17 protein-coding genes are annotated in these 22627 nt (G+C 74.4%); 3 read left to right on the forward strand and 14 right to left on the reverse strand.

Annotated features, from left to right (window positions below):
• Positions 1-130: 130 nt before the first annotated feature.
• A complete protein-coding gene (locus ACFV9Q_RS15180) occupies positions 131-2818 on the reverse strand; it encodes a phosphoenolpyruvate carboxylase (protein ID WP_377235084.1) in 2688 nt (895 codons plus the stop codon).
• A 95-nt stretch (positions 2819-2913) separates the two neighbouring features.
• On the opposite strand from ACFV9Q_RS15180, the gene ACFV9Q_RS15185 reads away from it, so the two are divergent.
• Positions 2914-3882, forward strand: coding sequence for a DNA/RNA non-specific endonuclease (locus ACFV9Q_RS15185; RefSeq protein ID WP_377235085.1), 969 nt, complete (start codon positions 2914-2916; stop codon positions 3880-3882).
• Here the strand turns inward: ACFV9Q_RS15185 and ACFV9Q_RS15190 are convergent.
• A complete protein-coding gene (locus tag ACFV9Q_RS15190; RefSeq protein WP_377235086.1) occupies positions 3833-5278 on the reverse strand; it encodes a dihydrolipoyl dehydrogenase family protein in 1446 nt (481 codons plus the stop codon). The two genes, ACFV9Q_RS15185 and ACFV9Q_RS15190, sit on opposite strands and share 50 nt — an antisense overlap.
• Position 5279: 1 nt before the next feature.
• Positions 5280-5843 carry a hypothetical protein gene (locus ACFV9Q_RS15195; RefSeq protein WP_377229570.1) on the reverse strand — a complete coding sequence of 188 codons (564 nt, stop codon included), beginning with the start codon at positions 5841-5843 and terminating at the stop codon, positions 5280-5282.
• 142 nt (positions 5844-5985) lie between these two features.
• On the opposite strand from ACFV9Q_RS15195, the gene ACFV9Q_RS15200 reads away from it, so the two are divergent.
• Positions 5986-6573 (forward strand): TetR/AcrR family transcriptional regulator, encoded by a 588-nt coding sequence (locus ACFV9Q_RS15200; protein WP_377235087.1) that lies wholly within the window; start codon positions 5986-5988, stop codon positions 6571-6573.
• Positions 6574-6582: 9 nt separating this feature from the next.
• Here the strand turns inward: ACFV9Q_RS15200 and ACFV9Q_RS15205 are convergent, their stop codons facing one another.
• From ACFV9Q_RS15205 to ACFV9Q_RS15245, 9 genes are all read right to left on the reverse strand, one after another.
• On the reverse strand, positions 6583-7446 hold the full coding sequence (locus ACFV9Q_RS15205) for an NAD-dependent epimerase/dehydratase family protein (protein WP_377235088.1): 864 nt from the start codon (positions 7444-7446) through the stop codon (positions 6583-6585).
• Positions 7447-7500: 54 nt separating this feature from the next.
• Positions 7501-8286 (reverse strand): deoxyribonuclease IV, encoded by a 786-nt coding sequence (locus ACFV9Q_RS15210; protein WP_377229567.1) that lies wholly within the window; start codon positions 8284-8286, stop codon positions 7501-7503.
• Between the two features lie 47 nt (positions 8287-8333).
• Complete coding sequence (locus tag ACFV9Q_RS15215; protein ID WP_377235089.1) at positions 8334-9971, reverse strand: PQQ-binding-like beta-propeller repeat protein; 1638 nt, start codon at positions 9969-9971, stop codon at positions 8334-8336.
• Positions 9972-10036: 65 nt separating this feature from the next.
• The gene (locus ACFV9Q_RS15220; RefSeq protein ID WP_377235090.1) at positions 10037-11722 is read right to left on the reverse strand and encodes a PQQ-binding-like beta-propeller repeat protein; all 1686 of its coding nucleotides are present in this window, start codon (positions 11720-11722) and stop codon (positions 10037-10039) included.
• Positions 11723-11754: 32 nt separating this feature from the next.
• Positions 11755-13464 carry a PQQ-binding-like beta-propeller repeat protein gene (locus tag ACFV9Q_RS15225; RefSeq protein ID WP_377235091.1) on the reverse strand — a complete coding sequence of 570 codons (1710 nt, stop codon included), beginning with the start codon at positions 13462-13464 and terminating at the stop codon, positions 11755-11757.
• A gap of 50 nt (positions 13465-13514) precedes the next feature.
• Positions 13515-15116 carry a PQQ-binding-like beta-propeller repeat protein gene (locus ACFV9Q_RS15230; protein WP_377235092.1) on the reverse strand — a complete coding sequence of 534 codons (1602 nt, stop codon included), beginning with the start codon at positions 15114-15116 and terminating at the stop codon, positions 13515-13517.
• 29 nt (positions 15117-15145) lie between these two features.
• A complete protein-coding gene (locus tag ACFV9Q_RS15235; protein ID WP_377235093.1) occupies positions 15146-16912 on the reverse strand; it encodes a PQQ-binding-like beta-propeller repeat protein in 1767 nt (588 codons plus the stop codon).
• The gene (locus tag ACFV9Q_RS15240) at positions 16909-18102 is read right to left on the reverse strand and encodes an ABC transporter permease (RefSeq protein ID WP_377235094.1); all 1194 of its coding nucleotides are present in this window, start codon (positions 18100-18102) and stop codon (positions 16909-16911) included. Before ACFV9Q_RS15240 ends, ACFV9Q_RS15235 begins: the two co-directional genes overlap by 4 nt.
• Positions 18099-18998 (reverse strand): ABC transporter ATP-binding protein, encoded by a 900-nt coding sequence (locus ACFV9Q_RS15245; RefSeq protein WP_377229560.1) that lies wholly within the window; start codon positions 18996-18998, stop codon positions 18099-18101. The genes ACFV9Q_RS15240 and ACFV9Q_RS15245 overlap by 4 nt, the downstream gene beginning before the upstream one ends.
• A gap of 402 nt (positions 18999-19400) precedes the next feature.
• Here ACFV9Q_RS15245 and ACFV9Q_RS15250 point away from each other — a divergent pair, with 402 nt between their 5' ends.
• Positions 19401-20111: a hypothetical protein gene (locus ACFV9Q_RS15250; RefSeq protein WP_377235095.1), complete on the forward strand. Its 711-nt coding sequence runs from the start codon at positions 19401-19403 to the stop codon at positions 20109-20111.
• A gap of 151 nt (positions 20112-20262) precedes the next feature.
• Here ACFV9Q_RS15250 and ACFV9Q_RS15255 read toward each other — a convergent pair whose 3' ends face one another.
• Together ACFV9Q_RS15255 and ACFV9Q_RS15260 are read right to left on the reverse strand one after the other, a co-directional pair.
• The gene (locus tag ACFV9Q_RS15255) at positions 20263-20937 is read right to left on the reverse strand and encodes a response regulator (protein ID WP_377235096.1); all 675 of its coding nucleotides are present in this window, start codon (positions 20935-20937) and stop codon (positions 20263-20265) included.
• Entirely contained in the window at positions 20934-22505 is a 1572-nt protein-coding gene (locus ACFV9Q_RS15260; RefSeq protein ID WP_377235097.1) for a sensor histidine kinase, read from the reverse strand. Before ACFV9Q_RS15260 ends, ACFV9Q_RS15255 begins: the two co-directional genes overlap by 4 nt.
• Positions 22506-22627 lie beyond the last annotated feature (122 nt).

Here is a 22627-nt window from a genome sequence, read left to right on the forward strand (position 1 = left end):
GGTCCTCACACCTCACAAGCAGTGCCGACGTCCCAAGCAGTGCCGACTTCGGTCGGTCGCACTGAGACCGGTCAGTCGACCGACCGATCTCGAGGCAACCGACCGAAGTCGAACCGCCGGCCAGCCCAGCTCACCCAGTGTTCTGCAGGCCCGCCGAGACGCCGTTGACCGTGAGCAGCAGCAGGTGCTGCAGCCGGCCGGCGTAGTCGCCGTCCACCGCGGAACCGCCGTCGGACCCGGTGCGCAGGCCGCGCAGCGCGCGGACCTGCAGCAGCGAGAGGGCGTCGACGTACGGCGACCGGAGCTGCACGGCGCGGCCGAGCACGCGCTTGGAGGCGAGCGGCCACTCGTTGCCGCTGATCTTCAGCACCCACTCCCGGGTGAGGCGCAGCTCGTCGAGCACCATCTCGGCCAGGTCGTCGCGCGAGCCCAGCGCCAGGTACTGCGCGGCGATCCGCTCGTCGGTCTTGGCGAGCGACATCTCGACGTTGTCGAGCATGGTCGCGAACAGCGGCCACTCGGCACGTGCCGCGCGCAGCAGCTCGACGTCGCCGGCCGTGGCCAGCGCCGTGCCCAGGCCGAACCAGCCGGCGAGGTTGATGCGGGCCTGCGACCAGGAGAAGACCCAGGGGATGGCCCGCAGGTCGTCGAGCGAGTTCACGGAGAGGCCGCGCTTGGCGGGGCGCGACCCGATGGGCAGCAGCCCGACCTCCTCCAGGGGCGTGACCTGCGCGAACCACTGCGGGAACCCGTCGGCCTTCACCAGCTCGTGGAACCTGGCGCGCGAGGTCGCGTCGAGGGACTCGGCGAGCCCGGCGAACTTGGCCGTCGCGCTCTCGTTGACCGCCTCGACGGACGGCGCGGAGGCCAGCAGCGTCGCCGCGGCGACCTGCTCGATGTGCCGGGACGCGATGACCGGGTCGCCGTAGCGGGCCAGGATGACCTCGCCCTGCTCGGTCAGCTTGAACCGGCCGTCCACCGAGTGCGGCGGCTGCGCGAGCACGGCGCGGTTGGCGGGGCCGCCACCGCGGCCGAGCGCACCGCCACGGCCGTGGAACAGGGTCAGCTTCAGGTCGTTGGACCGCGCCCACTCCGCGATGCGCGACTGCGCGTCGTGCAGCGCGAGCGTGGCGGCGACGGGGCCCACGTCCTTGGACGAGTCCGAGTAGCCGAGCATGACCTCGACGCGGCGGCCGTTCTCGGCCAGGCGCTTCTGCACGGCGGGCAGCGTCAGCATCGAGTCCAGGATCGGCACCGAGTTCTGCAGGTCCGCGAAGGTCTCGAACAGCGGGATGGCGTCGATCACGGGTGCGCCGTCGGGGTCGTCCGCGAAGGCGTACGCCGCCAGCTCGTAGACGGCTGCGAGGTGCTCCGGCGCCTGCGTGAACGAGACGATGTAGCGACGCGCGGCCCGCTCGCCGAACCGGCCCTGGATCGCGCCGAGGGCCCGGTAGGTGTCCAGGACCTCGCGGGTGCGGTCGCCGAGCGCGCCGTCCACCCCGAGCTCGCGGATCTCGGCGAGCGCCGCGGCGTGCACCTGCGAGTGCTGCCGCACCTCGAGCTCCGCCAGGTGGAACCCGAAGGTCTGCACCTGCCAGACCAGCCGCTGCAGGTCGCCGTAGGCGGCCCGCGCCGCGCCGGTCGCCACCAGTGAGTCCTGCACCACGAGCAGGTCCGCCTCGAGCTGCTCCGCGTTCGCGTACGCGAGGTCGGCGTCGCGGGTCCGGGTCGCGGCGATGCGCTCCGCGATCGCCAGCATGACCGCACGGTGCGGCTCGTTCGGCGACGCCTCCTCTGAGCGCCGGGCCACCTCCTCGGAGATGAGCCGGATGCGCCGCCAGAGCGCGTTCAGGTCGGACGACGGCGTGGTGCCCTCGGCGTCGAGCGTCAGCTTGCGCCCGGTCTCGACCGCGAGGCTCTCGAGCGCCGCGAGGGCGTGCTCGGCGGCCAGGCCCGCGGCCTGCCGCGTGATCTCCGCGGTGACGTTCGGGTTGCCGTCGCGGTCGCCGCCGATCCAGGTCCCGAGCTTCACGAACGGCTTGGCCACGGGGGCCACGCGGCCGGCGTCCTCGGCCAGGAGCCAGTCGTCGAGCCGGCGGTACACGTCGCCGAACACGTCCACGAGCACGGCGTCGAACACGCCCATGACCGTCTTGACCTCGTCGATCACGGACGGCTTGCTGGTCCGCACGGGCGCGGTGCGCCACATGGTGTCGATCTCGGCGAGCATGCGCCGCTCGTTCTCGGCGAGGGTCACGCCGCCCAGCCGGCGGCTGTCCCGCTCGGCCAGGAGGTCCGAGATGCGGCGGACGGTGCCGCTGATGGCCCGACGGCGGGCCTCGGTCGGGTGCGCGGTGAGCACCGGCCGGAACTCCAGCTCGCCGAGCCGGCGCAGCGCCTCGTCCCGGCCCACCTCCTCGGTGAGCCGTGCGAACGCCGCGGGGATCGTGTCCTCCAGGACGGCCGGGCCGGTCGTCGTCTCGGCCTCACGGGCGCGCAGCACGCGCACCCGGTGGTACTCCTCCGCGAGGTTCGCGAGGTGGAAGTAGCAGGTGAACGCACGGGCGACCTGCTCGGCGCGCTCCACGGAGAAGGACGCCACGACGTCGGCGGCCTCGTCCAGCGCGTGCGGCGACGGGTCACCGTAGGCGCGGATCGTCAGCTCGCGGAGACGTTCGACGTCGTCCAGCAGGTCCTGCCCCCCGTCCTCGCGGAGAATCCTGCCGAGAAGGCCGCCGAGCAGGCGCACGTCCTCGCGCAGCGGGTCAGGTACCTCGTGCCGGGCGTTGCCGCGGACGGTCTGAGTTGATTCACTCACGGGCTAGAGCCTAGGACGAGATTGCCTTGTGGCGTCCACCGCGTCCGATTGTTGGTCTGGTCATGACCTGGCTCACTCTGGTTGGCTGTCGGCCTGTGACCGGATATGACGCACAGTTCCTCGGTTTCGGCGTCCCGCTCCCCGTCTCCCCGGCCGAGCTGCGCGTCCTCGACTACACCCACTTCTCCGTGCTGCTCGACCCGGTCCGCCGGCTCGCCGCGGCCACGGCGTGCACCATCGACGGCGCCACCCTCCAGGCGCTGCGCCGTTCGGGCCGCTGGCGCCTGGACTCCCGCGTGCCGAGCGGCGAGCAGGCCGGCAGCGAGCTCTACGCGGGCAACCCGCTGGACCGCGGCCACCTCGTGCGCCGTCTCGACCCCGTCTGGGGTGACGCCGAGACGGCCGCGCGGGCGAACCACGACACGTTCACCTACACCAACGCGGCGCCGCAGGTGAACAGGTTCAACCAGTCCAAGGAGCTCTGGAACGGGCTCGAGGACCACGTGCTGCGGTACGCCGCGGCGCACGACCGCCGCCTCGCCGTCCACACCGGCCCCGTCTTCGCCGCCGACGACCCGCCGTACCGCGGGGTGCGCCTGCCGCGCCTGTTCTGGAAGGTCGTCGCCTGGGTGGACCCGGCCGGCGCGCCCGGCCCCGCCACCGAAGGCCCCGCCGGCGTCGCACCCGGCGCGCTGCGGGCGACGGCGTTCGTGCTGGACCAGACGCCCCAGCTCGACGACGCCCGGCTGTACGAGATCACCGCCCAGGCCCTGGCCAGGGACGAGATCCCGCCGCTCGGCCCGTTCCGCACCTACCAGGTGCCGGTGCGCGACGTCGCGGCGCTGACCCGGCTGGGCCTCGGCCCCCTGGCCGGCGCGGACGTGCTCGCGATGCCGCCCGTGGAGCCGGCGGGCACGCGGCCCACCGACATCACGATCCACCGGCTCCCCCGGGCACGGGCGTGGTCGGAGATCAGGACCCCCGACCAGATCGCCCTGCCCGGCCGCGTACCGCCTACGCCGACCGCCCGTAGGTCTCCAGGAGCCGGAGCCACACCTCGCTGACGGTGGGGTAGGCGGGCACGGCGTGCCACAGCCGGTCGATCGGCACCTCGGCGGTGACCGCGATCGTCGCCGCGTGGAGCAGCTCGGCCACGTCGGGGCCCACGGCGGTGAACCCGACGAGCACCTTGCGGTCCTCGTCGACGACCATGGCGGCCCGGCCGGTGTACCCGTCGGCGTGCAGCGAGGCACCGGCTACGGCGCCCAGGTCGTACTCGACGGAGCGCACGCGCAGCCCCGCGGCCTCGGCGGAGGCGGCGGTGTGGCCGACGCTCGCGATCTCGGGGTCGGTGAAGATCACCTGCGGCACGGCGCGCTCGTCGGCCGTGGCGGCGTGCCGGCCCCAGGGACCGACGTCGACGGGCGTGCCCTTGGCACGGGCGGCGATGGCGTCGCCCACGGCTCGGGCCTGGTACTTGCCCTGGTGCGTCAGGAGCGCGCGGCGGTTGACGTCGCCCGCGGCGTAGAGCCAGCCGTCGCCGACCGGCACGCCGTCGGCGCCGAGCACCCGCAGGGAGTCGTCGACCGCCAGCCAGTCGCCGGGGGTGAGCCCGACGTTCTCCAGGCCGATCGAGTCCGTGCTGGGCCGGCGGCCCGTCGCGACGAGCACCTCGTCGGCGGTGACGTTCGTGCCGTCCGCGAGCGCGACGTGCACCGTGCCCTCGTCGTCACGCCGGACGTCCACCGGCTGGGTGCGCAGGTGCAGCGCCACGCCCTCCGCCTTGAGCGACTCGGCCACGAGGTCGCTCGCGAACGACTCCACGCTGGGCAGCAGCCCGTCGCGGGCGATCAGCGTGACCTGCGCGCCGAGGGCGGAGAACGCGGTGGCCATCTCGGTTCCCACGACGCCACCGCCGATGACCGCGAGCCGTCCGGGGACGGCCTGGGCCGACGCGGCCTCACGGCTGGTCCACGGCGCGGCGTCGGCCAGGCCAGGGATCGGCGGGACGGCGGCGCTGCTGCCGGTCGCGACGACCACTGCATGCCGCGCGGTGAGCACGGTCGTGCCGCCGTCGGCGTCCGTCACCTCGACGGTGCGGGTGGCGCTGATCCGGCCGGCGCCGCGGAACAGGGAGATCCCCGCGCCCTGCAGCCAGTCGACCTGGCCGTCGTCGTGCCAGTGCGCCGCGAACGCGTCGCGCCGGGCCAGGACGGCGGCGGTGTCGAGCTCACCGGTCACGGCGGCGCGGGCGCCAGGCAGGCTGCGCGCGGCGCGCAGCGCGGCGGCGTCGCGCAGGAGCGCCTTGGTGGGCATGCAGGCCCAGTAGGAGCACTCTCCGCCCACGAGCTCGCGCTCCACGACGGCGGCGGTCAGGTCGCCCTGGACCACGCGGTCGGCGACGTTCTCACCGACGGGTCCGGCACCGATGACGACGACGTCGAAGACGTTCTCGGGCATGTCAGCTCTCCTTCTTGATGACGCGGCCCAGGCGCAACGCCGAGACCAGGAAGAAGATTCCGCCGAGCGTGGCGTACCCGGCCAGCGAGGTCAGGGCCGCGTTCGGACCGCCGGCCATCATGAAGAAGCCGGTACCGGCGAACACCGAGATGCCGCCGCTGAGGATCATGGCCCACTGGCCGCCGAGCTTGTAGCGCCGGATCGCGACGATGAGCTGCACGAGGCCGGCGGTGATCGCCCAGACGCCCCAGACCCGCAGCACGGCGGGGATGCCGGAGGTGACGGCGACGCCCAGGCCGATGGCCGTGGCCAGGCTCAGCGCCATGTTGAAGTACAGGCCCACCGTGGGACGCGCGGTCGTCGTGGACCGGAGGTCGGTCACGGCCGCCGCGACGTCGAACAGCGGGTAGAGCACCAGCAGCCCGATCGCGACCGGGCCCAGGCTGCCTCCGACGACGAACAGCAGTGCCGCCCAGACGATCGCGAAGCCGAACCGGACGAAGTACAGCTTCCGCAGCGCTCGGGCCGTGGCAACGGCCGACGCTGATTCCACGGTGGTGGACATGTGAGTTCCCCTCGGTAGCGGCGCGGGCGGGAATTGATCCGCCCGGCCATGTGTCTAGGTAGACTGACTAGTAACTCTACCTACCGGGACAGTACACATCCTCGGGCGTCGAGCGCAAGGGGACGGAGAAAAGGGGCCACGTATGATCACGACCGTGCGCGGATCAATGTCAGACCGCCTGATCGAGGCGGCGAACGAGCTCTTCTACGCGCACGGCCTGCGGGCCGTGAGCGTGGACAAGGTGATCGAGCGCGCCGGCACCACGAAGGTGACGTTCTACCGGCACTTCCAGAGCAAGGACGACCTCGTGGTCGCCTACCTGGAGCACCGGGCGGCACAGGAGCGCGCCGGCGTGGACGGGGCCATCGCCCACGGCGACGGCGACGTCGACGTCTCGTTGCGCCTGATGGCCGACCACACCGGGGCGGCGGCGTGCACCCCCGGCTTCCGCGGGTGCCCGTTCATCAACGCCGCGGCCGAGTACCCCGACCCCGACAGTCCCGTCCGCAAGGTCGTCGACGAGCACCGCGGGTGGTGGGTGCGCGCGTTCGAGCGGCTCGTCGCCCCCCTGGGGCTCGCCGAGCCGGCCGCGGTCGCGGAGGATCTGATGCTCCTCCGCGACGGCGTCATGGTCGCGGGCTACCTCGGTGACCCGTCCCGGGTCGGCGCCTCGTTCCTGCGGAGCTGCCGGGCCGTCGTCGGCAGCGCGCCCCGCGCGGCCGGGGTGTAGCCGCCGGCGTCAGACCTCGTCCTGCCAGCAGTGCCGCGGCGCGTAGCCCAGCACCCGGCGGGCCTTGTCGATGCTCAGCAGCGTCTCGCGCCCCTGCAGCGGACGGCGGACCGGGACGCCGGGGAACTGCTCGGCCACCAGGTCGGCCGAGTCGCGCTCCATCACGGTGTCGTCGTTGGCGATGACGAACGCCTCGAACCCCGTGAAGTCCGCCTCAAGCGCGCGGCGCACCGCCTGCGCCCCGTCGCGACCGTCGATGTAGCCCCACAGGTTCCAGCGCCGGGCCGCGGCGTCGTCCTGCCAGGACGGGAAGCGGGCGTAGTCCTCCGGGCGCATCACGTTGGAGAACCGCAGCGCGGCCACCTTCAGCTCCGGGTCCCAGCGCGTGAAGTGCCGGGCCGTCTCCTCCTCGAGCGACTTGCCGAGGGAGTAGGTGGACTGCGGCAGCACGTCGTACTCCTCGTCCACCGGGACGTACGGCGGCGGCACGTCGAACGGCAGGCCGAGCACCGTCTCGGAGGAGGCCGTCACGACGTTCCGGATGCCCAGCACCTGGGCGGCCCGCAGCACGTTGTACGTGCTGGGCACGTTGTTGCGGAAGGTCGCGGCGTTGGTGGCCAGGCCGGGCGCGGGGATCGCGGACAGGTGCACGACGGCGTCGGCCGCCCGGCCCTCGTCCACGCCGGACAGGAGCTCGACGACCTGGCCCAGGTCGGTCAGGTCAGCGACCGTGAAGTGACCGCGGCTGCCCTCCGGGGGCGCCACGCGGTCGGTCGCGACCACGTCGTACCCGGAGTCCACCAGGTGCTCCACCACGAACCGGCCGAGCTTGCCGCTCGCGCCCGTGACCACTACCCGCTGCGTCGTCGCCATGTGTCCGATCCTGCCAGGTCGCCCCGGCCCGCGCGGCCACCGGGGCCGGTCGGGTCAGCCCAGCCGCTCCCGCAGCCACGCGATGTCCGGGGCCATCTCGCCCTTGGTCTCGCAGATGACGGGGGCGCCCGCGGCGGCGATCACGCCCACCAGCAGCTCCTCGGGGATCAGGCCCCGGCCGAAGTTGATGTGCCGGTCCGCGCCCGAGCCGACCTCGTCGCGCGAGTCGTTGGCGTGCACCAGGTCGATGCGGCCCGTGATCGCCCGGATCTGGTCGGCGGCCGTCGCGAGGTCGATGCCCCCGGCCCACGCGTGGCACGTGTCGAGCGTGAAGCCGACGGCGTCGCCGCCGTTCGCCGCGGTCACCGCGGCCCAGAGCTGCTCGATGCGCTCCAGCCGGCGGGCCATGGAGTAGTCGCCGCCCGCGGTGTTCTCGATGAGCACCGGGACGTCGGTCTCCAGCGCGTCGATGGCCTTGCGCCAGTTGTCGAAACCCTTGGCCGGCTCGTCGTTCGCGGTGACGTGCCCGCCGTGCACCACGACGCCCTTGGCGCCGATCGCCGACGCGCCGTCCATGATCTGCTGCAGCAGCTTGCGGCTCGGGATCCGGATGCGGTTGTTGGTCGACGCCACGTTGATGACGTACGGCGCGTGCACGTAGAGGTCCACGTCGGCCGCCGCGGCGTCGGCCCGGAGCGCCTCCGCGCCGCCCTCGTAGGGCAGGTCGGGGACCTTCCAGGCCTGCGGGTCGCTGAGGAACACCTGCACCGCGTCCGCGTCGAGCGCCTTGGCCGCCCCGATCGCGTCGGCCAGGTCAACGTGCGCGCCGATTCTCACCATGGGGCCACCCTAGGACGGCTCACCGACATCGGCGGCGGCAGCGCGGGTCAGCCCAGCCGCTTGACCCCGTACTGGGAGACCTCGAGCAGGTTCCCGTCCACCGCGAGCAGCATCGTGTCCGGCTTCGGGGTGAGGAGGTGCGACGACGTCCCGTCCCAGACCAGCTCGCCCGAGGCCACGTCGAGCGACACGAGCCCCTGGTCGCCGCTCCCGCTCTCCAGGAGCATCAGCACCGACTGCCCGTCGGTGAAGGCCTGGGACACGTAGCTGCTCTCGTACGACCAGTCGTACAGGCTGCCCTGCGTGCGCCACGTCCAGCGGACCGCGCCCGTGTCGAGGTCCAGCCCGCGCACGCCCCCGGCCCAGGTGGTGGTCACCACCGTCCGGTCCACCTGGGCGAGGAACTGGGCCGTGCCGTCCCGCACCGCGACGTCCCAGCGCTCCGTCCCGTCCGCCGCGTACGAGCGCAGCCGTCCCCCGGGCGGTTCCGTCGAGAGGAGCGTGGCCGAACCGGGATCGTCGGTGGTCTGCGGGCGGTTCAGGGTCCCGGCGACCTTCCGGACCGCCTCGCCGTCCGGGGAGTAGAGGGCGCTGTCCATCCTGCCGTCGTACCGCTGGGCGATCGTCTGCGCGACGTACCCGCCCGTGTCGAGGCCGGCCACCGACGCGAAGCCCGGCACGCCCTCCATCATCAGGACGGCGCCGTCCGCGGTGACGCCGGCCCGGAAGCCGCACCCCCACACCTGGACGAGGCCCGGCTCGATCCGCGCGCCGAACCCCTCGGGGTCGAGGTGCTCGCCGGACCGCACGATGTCGTCCGCGCGGTCCCAGGGCAGGAGTGGTCCGGCGCGGCAGCCCTCGGCCGCCATCGCCCGGAAGGGGACGACGACGCTCCAGCGCTCCGCACCCGTCCGGGCGTCCTCGGCGCGCAGCAGCAGGTCCCGGCCGGCCGCGACCGTCCCGCTGCACTCCCCCTCGTCCGGGCACTGGGCGCCGTTCCCGTCCGCCGGCTCGGGCCCGATCCGCCGGGCACGCAGCACGGTCCCGTCCGGGCCGGGCCGCGCGTACCCGTACCGCTCCTCGTCGCCGGCGTCGAGCGTGCGAGGCGCGGAGGGCACTCCGTCGGGCCCCACGGTGAAGGCCTCGCGCCCGGCCCCGGAGCCCTGGAGGCAGACCAGGACGTCGGTCGCCACCTCCGACCAGCCCAGATAGCCGGTCGGCCCGCAGTCCGGGTCCTCGCCGAGCGGTACGGTCCAGCCCTCCTCGCCGGTGGACGCGTCCAGGGCAAGCAGCCCGTCGTCGGACTCGAACGCCAGGTAGGGGCCGAGGGCGGCGACCTGGTTGCCCTCCCCCTGCACGAACGCCCGGCGCGAGCCGACGGCGCCGGCCCACGCCCACACCTCGTGGAGCGGCGCCGACACGTCCACGACGCCGCCGCGCACGGACCTGATCTGCTCGGCCCGCGCGGCGTCGCGCACGCCGTCGACGACGAGCCCGGTGCCCAGCACCGCCGCGACCACGACGGCGCCCACGAGCGTGCGCCGTCGCCAGACCGTGGCCCGTGCCGGGTCGTCCGCCGGGCGCGGCCCTCCGGCCGGCGGCGGGGCCGGCGACGCGGCGCGGTGTCCCTCGTCGTCCACCAGGTCGAAGACGACAGCGTCGTCGTCGTCCGCGTGACGAGCCATACCACCGAGCGTATGCCGCACGGGCCGTCCGCTCACCCAGAGCGCGGGCCGCCCGCGCCGCCCCGTCAGCCCAGGCCGCGGACACCCGACGGCGTGACCTCCAGCAGGTGCCCGTCCACGGCGACGAGGGACGTGTCGAACCCCTGGTACTTGCCGCCGGTGACCGCCGCGTCGCCGTGCTGCTCCCAGACGACCTCGCCCGAGGCCGCGTCGAGCGCCACCAGGCCGCCGCCGCCGGAGCCGTTCTCGGTGAGCAGCAGCACCGACTCGCCGTCCGTGAACGTGCGAGACACGAAGAGGTCCTCGGGGTACCGGCCGTCGGCGCCGTCCGCGCCGTCCCACACCCAGCGTGTCTCGCCGGTCGCGGCGTCCAGGCCCCGCACGTCGCCGGCCCCGGTCATGACGAGCATCGTCCCGGCCACCTGGGCGAGGAAGAGCTGACCGCCGGAGCCCGTCGTGGCGTCCCAGCGGGGCGTCCCGTCGGTCTCGTAGGCCCGCAGCCGCGGGCCGGCCGTGTCCATGGCCAGCAGCACGCCGGGACCCTCGCCGTCCGTCACCCCCGGCTCCAGGGCGTGCCCCTCGATCTCGCCGACGACGGCGCCGTCGCCGTCGTACAGGACGGTCCGCACCATGCCCTCGAAGGTGAACCCGGTGTACCCGCCCGTCACGAGGCTGGTCACACCGCCCGTCCCCGGCTCGATGTCCGTGCCGAGCGGCACCCCGCCCGGGGTGACGGCGGTCTCGATGCCGCAGCCGTAGAGCTGCACGAGGTCGGCGCCGATCCGTGCGCCGAAGACCCGCGGGTCGATCATCTGCGCGAGGTCCACGGCGCTGCCCGCGCCGTCCCAGGTCGAGCCGAGCCAGTTGTTGCACTGGTCGGCCCGGGTGGGCCGGAAGGGGACGACCGTGCTCCAGCGCTCGGCGCCCGTGACGGCGTCCTCCGCGCGGAGCGCGAGGCCCTGGCCGTCCAGCACCGTGCCGGAGCACTCGCCCGTGTCCGTGCACCGCGCGTCGCCCAGGTCCACGGCCGACCCGGGTCCCGCCCGCCGTGCGCGCAGCACGGTGCCGTCGGGCCCTGGCCGGGGCAGCCCGAACCGGTCGGTCTCCGCGGCCGGGAGCTCCCGCCGGGCCGAGACGACGCCGTCGGGCCCGACCGTCGTGACCGCCCGGTCCGCACCGGAGCCCTCCAGGCACACCAGGGACGGCGTGGTCGTCCGGGCCCAGCCCGCGGCCCCGAACGGGCCGCAGTCCGGGTTCTCCCCCAGCGGCACGGTCCATGCCTCCTCGCCGGTCGCCGGGCGCAGCGCGACGAGCTCCCCGTCGGACTCGAACACGAGGACGTCGCCGAGCACGGCCACCTCGTTGCCGCGCCCCTCGTCGATCGCCGCCCGGGACCCGACCAGGCCCTCCCATCGCCACGTCTCCGCCAGCGGGCCGGACACGTCCCCGACGCCGCCGCTGACGTCGCGCATCCGCTCCATCCGCGCGCCGTCGCGCGCGCCGTCGACGGCCAGGCCCGTCCCGAGCACGACGGCGAGCACCGCGGCGACCGGGACGAGGACGCGCAGCCGCCCGTTCGACGTCCCGCCCACGTCGGGACCGGCGCCCGCGTCGGGGCCGGCGCCGCCCTCGTCGTCGTCCGGGAGGGGCAGGTCGCCGGAGCCGGACCGGGGGACGGGCACCGCGGACCCCGCGGCGTCGTCGACCAGGTCGAAGACGAGCCGACCGCCATCGCCCGGTTCTCGCGCCATGAGGTCGAGGGTATGCCGGAGCCGCCCGCGGCTCACCCGAGACCGCGGACGCCCACCGACCCGACCTCCATCAGGTGCCCGTCCACCGCGATCAGGTCGCCGGTGACCCCCTGCCGCACGACGTCGCCGTCGTGCGGGTCGAGCGTGGTGCCCGGCCCGCCCCCGGCCTCGTCCCAGACCACCTCGCCGGTGCCCGCGTCGAGCGCCACCATGCCCCGCGCCACGCTGCCGTTCCCCTCGGCCAGCAGGAGCACGACCTCGCCGTCGGTGAACGACTGGACCACGTAGGCGGTGCCGAAGTAGCCGCCCTCGGCCGTCACGTCGGGGTCCGAGCCGTCCCAGGTCCACCGCTCCTCGCCGGTCGCCAGGTCCAGGCCCCGGACCGTCCCCGCCCCGGTGGTGATCACCGCCGTCTCGCCCACCTGGGCGAGGAACTCCTGCCCGCCGGACTGGAGCGCGATGTCCCATCGCGCCGTCCCGTCGGCCTCGTGGGCCGACAGGCGGCGCCGCGGCTCGTCGATCGCGAGCAGGGTGGCCGGGCCGGTCTCGTCCGTGGACTTCGCGGTGATCACGTACCCCGTGACCTCGCCCGTGGTCACGCCGTCGGCGTCGTACAGGAGCGTGCGGGTCACGTCGTCCCAGGTCATCCCCAGGTATCCGCCGGAGTCGAGCCGCCCCACCACGCTCGCACCCGGTTCGAGGCGGCTGCCGAGCAGCGCCCCGGACGACGTGACGGCGGCCTGGACGCCGCAGCCCTCCACGTTCACGAGGTCGGCCCGGACGCGGGCGCCGAAGGCCTCGGGGGCGAGCTGCCCGCTGAGGTGGATGCGGTTCTCCGAGCTGCCCCAGGCCGCGCTGAACGTACTGGTGCACTGGCCGGCCTCCGTGGTGCGGAACGGCACGGTCACGCTCCAGCGCTCCTCGCCCGTGACGGCGTCCTCGGCGCGGAGCACCAGGTCTCGCCCGTCGACGATCTGCCCGGTGCAGTCGCCCGACTCGTCGCACCGGACGTCCTCGGCCAGCGGCGTCTCGGGCCCGACGCGCCGCGCGCGGAGCACCGTCCCGTCCGGCCCGGTGTGCGGCTGCCCGTACCGGGCGGTGTCCGTGTCGGGGAGCAGGCGCGGGGCCGACGTCGCGCCGCCGGCCCGCACCACGACCACCTCGGTCTCGCGGCCGCGCTCCTGGAGGCACACGAGCGCCGGCGTCCGCGGGTCGTCCCACACCGGCGACACCGTGGGGCCGCACTCCGGGCCCGGGCCGAGCTCGACGGTCCAGGACTCCTCGCCCGTGGCCGGGTCCAGCGCGACCAGCTCGCCCTCCGACTCGAACACCAGGTCGCCGCCGAGCACCGCGACGTCGGTCATGCCCTCGCCGAGGTCGACCTTGCCCTGCCAGGCCCAGGTCTCGTCGAGCGGTGCGGACAGGTCCGCGACGCCCCCGGGGACGTCGCGCATCCGCTCCATCCGGGCGGCATCGCGCGCGCCGTCGACCGCCAGGCCCGTGCCCAGCGCCACCGCCAGCAGCGCGAGGAGCGGCGCCGCGCGGCGCCACGTCACGACCTGGCCGCCCGACGGCGCCGGCCCGTCCGCCCAGGCGCCGTCGCCACCGGGCCGGCCGTCGGGGCGCTCCGGACCGTCCGGACCGTCCACCCGGGTCGCCCCCGGCAGCACGCCCGGCTCGGCCGCGTCGTCGTCGACCAGGTCGAAGACGTACGCGGCGCCCTCGTCCGGCTCGCGCGCCATGCGGCGAGCGTAACGCCGCCCAGGGCCTCGGATCAGCCCCTCGCGGGAGGTCATCCGAGGCCGGCGAGGCCCTCCGGACCGACCTCCACGACGTGCCCGTCCACGGCGACGGCGGAGCCCGCGAGCGGCGCGTCCCAGACCTGCTCGCCCGTGCCGAGGTCGAGCGCCACGAGCACGCCCGGGCCGGTGCCTTCCTGTCGCTGGTGCTCCAGGACCACGGTCTCGCCGTCGGTCAGCGCGCGGTAGCGGGACAGGCCCGCCATGTCACCGCTCTCCCAGGACCAGAGCTCCTCGCCCGTGTCCCGGGCCAGCCCGACCACCGTGGCCCCGCGGTCCGCGACCACCACGTCGCGGCCGAGGAGCAGGATGCTCTGGCTGTTCAGGTCCTTCCAGGCCACCGAACCGTCCTCGCGCACCGCCACGAACCCGTAGCCGCCCGACCGGGTCGTCACGAACCAGAGGTCGTCGGGTGCGTCGGGGGACATGTTCCCGCCCCGCAGCCAGCCGTCCAGGGTGCGCAGGACCTTCCCCGCGCCGTCCACGACGACGGTCCGCATGGGGTCGGACTCGACGCCGAAGAGGTCCGGGCCGAGCTCGGTCACCCAGCCGTGCGTGGGCAGGCCGGTGCCGACGTCGACCTGGACCTCGGCGTCGGGGGCGGTCGCGAGGTCGAGCCGGACGCCCCGCGTCGACAGCGCGCCCCAGATGCCGCAGCCGTCCACGGTGACGCTCTCGGCGCTGGTGTAGACGGTGACCTGGTCCGCGTCGACGCTCCCCTGCTCGAGCTCGTTGCCCACCTGCTGACAGTTGATCGTGTCCGCGGGCGCGAACTCGACGGTGCTCGTCCACCGCTCGGCCCCGGTCGCGGCGTCCTCCGCGGTGACCAGCACGTCGCGCCCCTGGGTGAGGACGGACGGCGTGCAGGCGCCCAGATCGCACACCGCCTCCTCGGCGGCGTCACCGGTCCGGACCACCCGCACCGCCGTGCCGTCCGGCCCGGGGAAGATCTGCTCGCCGGCCGCCAGGTCCGCCGGCCGGCTCCGCGTGCCGCCGTCCGGCGCGATCGTCAGCACCTCGCGCGCGTCCGCCGGACCCTGCACGCACACCAGCGCGTCGGTCGACACCGACGCGTCGTAGCCGGACGGCCCGCACACGGGGTTCGCGGCCACGGGCACCCGCCAGGCGACCTCGCCCGAGCCCGGGTCGACGGCCACGACGTCCTCGAACCCGACGCGGGCGGAGTCGCCCGTCCCGACGTAGCGCTGTGCGGCGCCCGGGGGCACCACGAGCAGCCCGTCCATGGTCACGAGCTGCAGGTCCACGAACGTCTGGCTCCCGTCCGGGGCAGGGACGTCGAACGGCACGGTCCAGGCCTTCGCGAGCGCTTCGTCGAGCGACGCCACCCCGATGGGCGAGGTGCGCATGAGCTCGGCCCGACGGCCGTCGCGCACCAGGTCGACGGCGGTGACGCCCACCACCACGACGGCGACGGCCGCGACGGCGACCAGCCAGGTTCGCCGTGAGAGGCGGGGCAGCCGGGGCGCGCGCCGGCCGGGGGAACCGTCCGGGTCCGCGCCGCTCTCCTCGCTACCCGCGTCCGGCCCGGTGTGCAGCTCGAAGACGATGGGTTCCTGCTGGTCAGGCCGCGACATGGCCGGAGCCTACTCGCGCTGCCCGCGAGTCAGCCGAGACCCACCACACCCTGCTGGGTGATTTGTGCGACGTACCCGTCCACGCTGATCACCTGTGTGTAGGGCGTGTCCTGCCCGACCTCCCAGCGCACCGAGCCGTCGCGGACGTCGATCGCGAGCAGCCGCAGCCCGGAGGACTCGCCCGCAGGGTCCGCGGACGCCGGGAACAGCACGGTGTCGCCGTCCGTGTAGGCCCCGAAGATCATCGACTCCACGGTCCAGGCGTTGCCGTGCGTGGAGAGGACGTCGGGCTCGACGGTCCAGCGCTCCGCGCCGGTGCCGAGGTCGATCCCGTGCACCTCGCCCTTCTCGTCCATGACCACGGCGGTACCGGACACCCGGGCCAGCACCGCGACGACGGCGAGGTCGGGCACGGTCCAGAGCACCTCCCCGGCGTCCTTCGCGTCCGTGGACACGGCGCTCGTCCGCGTGCCCACGCGGGTCAGCAGCAGCCCCGGGTCCCGGCCGTCGGTGGCCCACGGCACGAGGGCCCGGCCGTCGAGGGTCACCGCACCGCCGTCCGGGAGGTGCACCGCGTCGCGGGGCGTGCCGTCGGCGGCGGGCTCCGGCGCCGGCTGCACCCAGCCGCCGTCGGGCAGGGCCGCGAACGAGGCGGTGTCCAGGCCGCCGGCCGGGGCGTCCGCGGGGTCCTCGGGATCGTCGAGCCGCGTGCCGTCGAGCAGGAGCGCGGCGGAGACGCCGCAGCCCTGCACCTCCAGGACGCCGTCGAGCAGGGTCCAGCCGAGGGCGCCGGCGACGTCCAGCTTCGGCGCGTTGTCGTCGTAGGTCACGCAGCTCTCGGGCAGCGGGGCGCCGAACGCGACGGTCTCGCTCCAGCGCTCCGTGCCGGTGGCGGCGTCCACCTCGCGCACCACCAGGTCGGGCGCCGTGAACCCCTTCGGGAGGTGGGCGGCGCCCATCTTGTCGACCACGACGGGGCGCGGCTCCGGCACCTTGCCCGTGAGCTCGAACGTGATCAGCGTGCCGTCGGCGGACGGGGCGACCACGGCGCCCTCGTCGAGCTCGCGGCTCGCCGTCGCGCCGTCCGGCTGGATGACCGTCACCTCCTGCGGGTCGTCACCGGAGCTGACGCAGACCAGGGGGTCGGCCGGTGCGGCGGACACCGGGCCACCCACGCCGAGCCGCCCCGTCGGGCCGCAGTCCGGGTACTGCCCCACGTGCACGGTCCAGCGCACCTCGCCCGTGGCCGGGTCCACGCCGCGGACCTGTTCGCCCTCGACGACCGCGAGGAGCCCCGGCATCTCGACCAGGGTCGCCGAGATCGGGTTCTCCAGGTCGAGGGACCACTGCTCGGTGGGCTGCTCCGCCAGGCTCCGCACGCCGCCCGGGGCGGCCAGCAGCGCCTGGTGCCGCAGCCGGCCGTCGACCAGCACGCCCGCCACGACCGCCAGCACCACGACGGCCGCCGTGCCGCCCGCCAGCAGCACCTTGCCCCGGCGGGTGGTCGGCAGCCGACGACGGACGGCCGCCCCGCCCCGCCGCGCCGTCCGCCCGACCGCGGTGCGGGCACCCGCGAGCGCCACCGCGACCCGTCCGGGCTCCCGCGGTGCCGGCTCTCCGTCCGGGTCGGCCGCGGTGCCGTCGTCGTCGGGGTCGGCGCCGTCGGGACTGGCGCCGTCGGGGCCGGCAATCCTGCCGGACGCGCCCGGGACCTCGTCGATCAGGTCGAAGGTGTGCACCTTCTCGGGGTCGGAGCTCCCGGGCGCGGCGGAGTCGGGCTGGGTGCGTTCGGTCACGCCCCGAGGGTAGTGCCCCGGTCCGTGGCCAGGGCCGATCTCCACGTGACCCGGCCGCCGGTCTGCATCAGCGCGCCCCGGTAGGCGCGCTCGCTGAGCAGCACGGCGCCCAGCGTGGTGACCACGAGGACGAGGAGCGACACGAGCGGCTCCCACCAGAGCGCGTCGCCGTTGAGCACCCGCACGGGCATCGACACGATGGACGCGGGCGGGATGTAGGACAGGACCCGCTCGAGCACGCCGTCGGCCGAGAACGTCACGATGTAGACGCCCATGAGCAGCATCATCAGCGGCGTCGTCGTGTACTGGAGGTCCTCGGTGCGGGACGCGAGCGAGCCTGCGACCGCGTACAGGGCCGCGACGGCGACGAACCCGACGGTGAAGAACACGACGAACCAGATCATCGTGGCCGTCATCGCGGGCAGGGCGGCCGAGAGGTCGGTGAACGAGAGCCCGACGAGCCCGACGGCGGCCAGCAGGAGGTTCTGGGCCAGCGCGATCACGGAGCTGCCGATGATCTTGCCCGCCAGGAGCTGCCGGAGCGGGACGGCGGTCGCGATGATCTCGACCAGCCGGGACTGCTTCTCCTCGATGACGCTGCCCGCGATCATCGCGCCCGAGCCGACCGCGCCCGTGAAGAACAGGAACGCGAGCACGAACCCCGCGAGGAACACGACCTGCGGGTCCACGGGGTTGCCGTCGAGGCGCTGGGTCTCGATCTCGCTGCCCGCCGTGAGGGCCTCGATGGTGGTGCCGGCGCCGGTCGCGCGGTCGGTCATGACCTGGTCGCGCACGGTGGTGCCGAGCAGGCCGGCGAGGTCGCCGTCGGGTTCGCGCCACCCGGAGAGGGACCAGCCGGACCCGCCGTCGGAGGTGAGCCAGGCGTCGGCGGTCTCGTCCTCGAGGGCTGCCTCGGCGGCGGCCGTGTCGGCGACCGGGACGACGTCGAGCTCGATGTTCTGGTCCGACGCCGCCGCCTCGTCGCGGGCCGACTCGACGGCCGCGAGCGCGGCGTCGTCCCCGGCCACGACGGCGACGTCGAACGACTCGGTGCGCCCGTCCATGTACGCGCTGAAGCCGACCAGCCCGCCGATCATCGCGACGGTGATCGCGAGGCCGAGCAGGAACCCCTTGTTGAGCGCCCGCACCACGATCTCGCGGGTCGCCACCAGCATCCATGCGCTGCTCATGAGGTCACCTCGCGGTAGATCTGGGCCAGCGTCGGCCGCACCGGGGAGAACTCCTGGACGGCGCCCCGGTCCAGGGCCGCCGTCAGGAGGCGGGTCGCCGCGGCGTCGTCGAGCACCTCGACCAGGGCGGACGAGCCGTCCACGTCGACGGCGAGCACGCCGGGCACGCCGCGCACGAAGCCGGCGTCGCCGGACAGGACCAGCCGGTGCCGGGTCACGCCCTGGGCGCGCAGGCCGTCGGGGGTGCCGTCCGCGAGGAGGCGACCCCCGCCCAGGATGACGAGCCGCTCGCACAGCCGCTCCACGAGGTCGAGCTGGTGCGAGCTGAACAGCACGGGGACGCCGCGCCGGGTGTGCTCGCGCAGCAGGTCGGCCATGGCGTCGACGGCGGCGGGGTCGAGCCCGCTGAACGGCTCGTCGAGCACGAGCGCCTTGGGCTGCCCCATGACTGCCGCGACGATCTGCACCCGCTGCTGGTTGCCGAGCGACAGCTTCTCCACGTGGTCCTTCGCCCGGCCCGCGAGCCCCAGCCGGTCGAGGTGCTCCAGCACCTCGCGGCGGGCGGCGGGGGCGTCGATGCCGCGCAGCCGCGCCAGGTAGACGAGCTGGTCGAGCACGGGCTGCTTGGGGTAGAGGCCGCGCTCCTCGGGCATGTAGCCGAACTCGCGGCGGTCGTGGCGGGTGACGGGGGCGCCGTCGAAAAGGACCTCGCCGCTCGTGATCGCCAGGACACCCATGATCATCCGCATGGTGGTGGTCTTGCCGGCACCGTTGCCACCGACGAACCCGGTGAGCAGGCCCGACGCCGCGGTGAAGCTCACGCCGTCCACCGCCCGCCGGGGTGTGTCGCCCGAGGCGAACACGCGGGTCAGCTCCCGCACCTCCAGATCGCTCATGGCCCTCACGCTAGAGGCCCGGCGCAGCCCGCGGGATCCACCGGAAGTCGGACCCGCACTCCCCCGCTGGGCGGGGCGGCGGGGCGGGCCTGGTCGGTGATCGGCGAAATGTCAGGAAGTCGGTATTCCGAGTTGCCGATCTTGCGACATTCTGCCGACCACACACCCCGGCGCGCGGGCTTTGATCTGGTATTACACGTTCCGGTTGCCGTCGTCGTTCTGCCACGTATTGTCCCGTCCGGAACGCCGCTCGTAACAAGGGCGGCCCTGAACTGTTCGAATGCCCGTCCGCGGAGAGATGTGCAAGGCACTCCGCCGGACGAACGGCCGTCCGGCCCCTCGGGGCGGAGCGTCGTGGCAGAGGGGCACCGGGCAACATCTGAACCGCAGGGGGAGCGAAGCGTGCGCAAGCGTTTGTTCGTCACAGGAACGGCCGCGGCCTTGGTGCTGACGGCCGGGATCATGGGTGCCGTCGCCGTGCAGCCGGCCGGCAAGGACCAGAACCGGCTGACGTCGGCGGGGCCCACGTCGGCCGACACCCTCCAGGGGCTGCCGCCCATGATGCTGAAGCGTGAGCCCGTGGCCGGGTCCGGCGAGAACGGGACGGTCGACGTGCACGGCAAGCCCGCGCCGCAGAAGAACCCGTTCACGTACACGCCGCCGCCGCCGGCGCAGGAGAGCACGCCCGGCAGCACGGGGAAGACCTACGAGCCGCCGGCGAGCGACCGTCCGGTCGCCCCGGGCCCGGACGTCAACCCCGGCGCGGGCAACCCCGTGCCGCCGGCCCCGCCGACCACGAGGCCCACGCCGAAGCCGACCGACCCGCCGACGCAGAAGCCGACGCCGCGGCCCACGCCCACGCCGACCCCCACGCCGACACCGACGCCGACGCCCACCCCGGAGCCGACGCCCGAGCCGTCCGAACCGCCGCCGTCGGAGGAGCCCACGCCGGAGCCCTCAGTCGAGCCGACGTCGCGGCCGACGCCGGAGCCGTCGCCCACTCCGACGCCGGAGCCGACGCCCGAGCCGACCCCGGAGCCCTCGGCGGAACCGACCCCGGAGCCGTCGACCAGCCCGTCACCGGAACCTTCGGCGAGCCCTTCCGCGGAATAGGCTGAATAGTCCATTTCCGGCGTTTATGCCGGACCGAAGAATGCGCGCGACGCGCTTTCTTCGCCTACCCCGCCATCTGGCCCGAAACCCGCCCTGTTTCGGGCCAGATGACTGGGTAGAAGCGCACTTCACTCGGGCAGACCAGGCCGGCTCAGACCAGGCCCAGGCGGTGGGTCAGGACCACGGCCTGGACGCGGTCGCGCAGGTGCAGCTTGGACAGCACGTTCGAGACGTGCGTCTTGACCGTCGCCTCGCCGAGGAACAGCGTCGAGGCGATCTCCGCGTTCGACAGCCCGGTGCCGACGAGCTCCAGCACCTCCCGCTCGCGCGGGGTGAGGAGCGCGAGCCCGGCGGGCGCCGGCTTCGTCGTCTGGCGCGGGGCACCCACGGTGCCCGACGACGGCCGCTCCCCCGCCACCATCTGCTCGATCACCCGCCGCGTGATCTGCGGGGCCAGGAGCGCGTGCCCGGCCGCCACGGTCCGCACGGCCTCCACGAGGTGCTCCGCGTCCGAGTTCTTCAGCAGGAAGCCGGAGGCGCCGGCCGCGAGGCCGTCGAACACGTACTCGTCGTGGTCGAAGGTGGTCAGCACCAGCACCTTGGCCAGGTCCTCGGTGACGATGCGACGGGTGGCCTCGATGCCGTCCATGACGGGCATCTGCACGTCCATGAGCACGATGTCGGGGCGCAGCTCACGCGTCAGCTCGATCGCCGTCGCACCGTCGCCGGCCTCGCCGACCACCTCGAGGTCGTCCTCCACCGAGAGGATGAGGGAGAAGCCGGAGCGCACCAGCGCCTGGTCGTCGACCAGCAGCACGCGCGTCATCCGGCGACCTCGGTCCGGGCGACGGGTCGGGCGGTGGGCCGCGCGGCGGGCCGGGCCGCGGGCTGCACGGCCGGCGGGGCCTCCGGAGCGGGCAGCGGCAGCCGCACGCGCACGCGGTACCCACCGATCGCCCGTGGCCCGATCTCGACCACGCCGCGGTGCGTGGAGACGCGCTCCCGGATCCCGAGCTGGCCGAGCCCCGAGCCGGATGTCCCGTGGCGGGGCCTACCGTCGTCGAGCACCTCCACCTCCGCGTAGCCGTGCGCGAAGCGCTCGTCCGCCAACGCCTCCGGGCCGCGGACCACGCGGAGCGTGACCGTCGCGGACCGGGCCGTCGAGTGCTTCCGCACGTTCGCCATCGCCTCCTGGGCGGTGCGGTAGAGGCTCAGCCCCATGGGATCAGGCACGTCGCGGGCCGCACCGGGCGGCTCCTCGACCTGCCGGTACGTGGTGTCCAGCCCGTCGTCCTCGGCGGCGGCCAGCGCCGGGAGGTCGGCCAGCCCGGGTTCGGGCGCACGGGAGGCGCCGTCCGACCCGGCGGGCGCGCCGTCGGGCACGGTGCGCAGGGTGCCCACCAGGTTCCGCATCTGCGTGACGCCCTCGCGTGACTCGCGCTCGATCGTGGCCAGGGCCTCGGCCGCCCGGGCGGGATCCCGGTCCAGCACCCGGCGCGCGGCGGCCGCCTGGATGCCGATCACCGACACGTGGTGCGCGACGACGTCGTGCAGCTCGCGCGCGATCCGCACCCGCTCGGTGACCACGGCCTGGTCGGTGAGGGCGGCCGCCTGCCGCTCGATCGTGACCGCCTGTTCGGCGAGGAGCTCCCGGCGGCGCGCAGCGTTCCACTGCATCTGCCCCGCCAGCACCGCGCCGCCGAAGAACGCGATGTTCATGATCACCTGGTACACCGCACTGGCGAGGTACGGGTCCACCTGGCCGGGCCAGTCGGCCGGCGTCGGAAACTCCTCCAGGAGCGTCTCGATACCCTGCTGCACCGCGAACATCCAGGCGATCCAGCCGAACATGACCATGGTGCACGCGCTGACCACGATGAGCATCGCCCGCCGGTCGCGCGCCCAGGCCACCGCGGTGAACATCGCGACGAAGTACATGATCTGCATCGGCATGAGCATCGTGATGGGCGGGATGGTCAGCCCGAGCGCGAGCCACGCCGCGTACACCAGCACCAGCGACACCAGCGGATAGCGGCGCCGCCACGCCAGCGGCACCGTGCTGGCCACCCCGAGCACGAAGACCAGCCACAGCGGCACGTCGACGCCCTCGAAGAGGCCCATGCTGTGGCCGAGCTCGATCGAGAGCGCCGCGAAGATCGCGAAACCGGCGCCCAGCAGCAGGTCCCGGCGGTAGGCGTCGCGCCCGGCGGGCACCCGCTCCCAGTCGGAGTCGACGCCGAACCAGTCGGCCAGGCGGCCGGCGGCGCTCCGGGCGCGGCCGGACGGTGCGTCGGGCCGCCGGGCATCGGCGCGACGGGCATCGGCGTCGGCGTCGGGGCGCCGCGCGTCGGCGTCGGAGCGCCGGGAGTCCGGCTGAGGTGGGGCTACGGCCATGCCCCCAGCGTAGGAAACCGGGGGCACGACCGCTTCCACCTGAAGGCGGAGACGGGCATCCCGGACGATGATTGCTGGACACGGCCGGCACGGTGACGCAAGGTGGCGGAGCACCGGCTGAC

This window comes from Promicromonospora sp. NPDC059942 (assembly GCF_042731755.1).
In the GTDB taxonomy this organism is placed as follows: domain Bacteria; phylum Actinomycetota; class Actinomycetes; order Actinomycetales; family Cellulomonadaceae; genus Promicromonospora.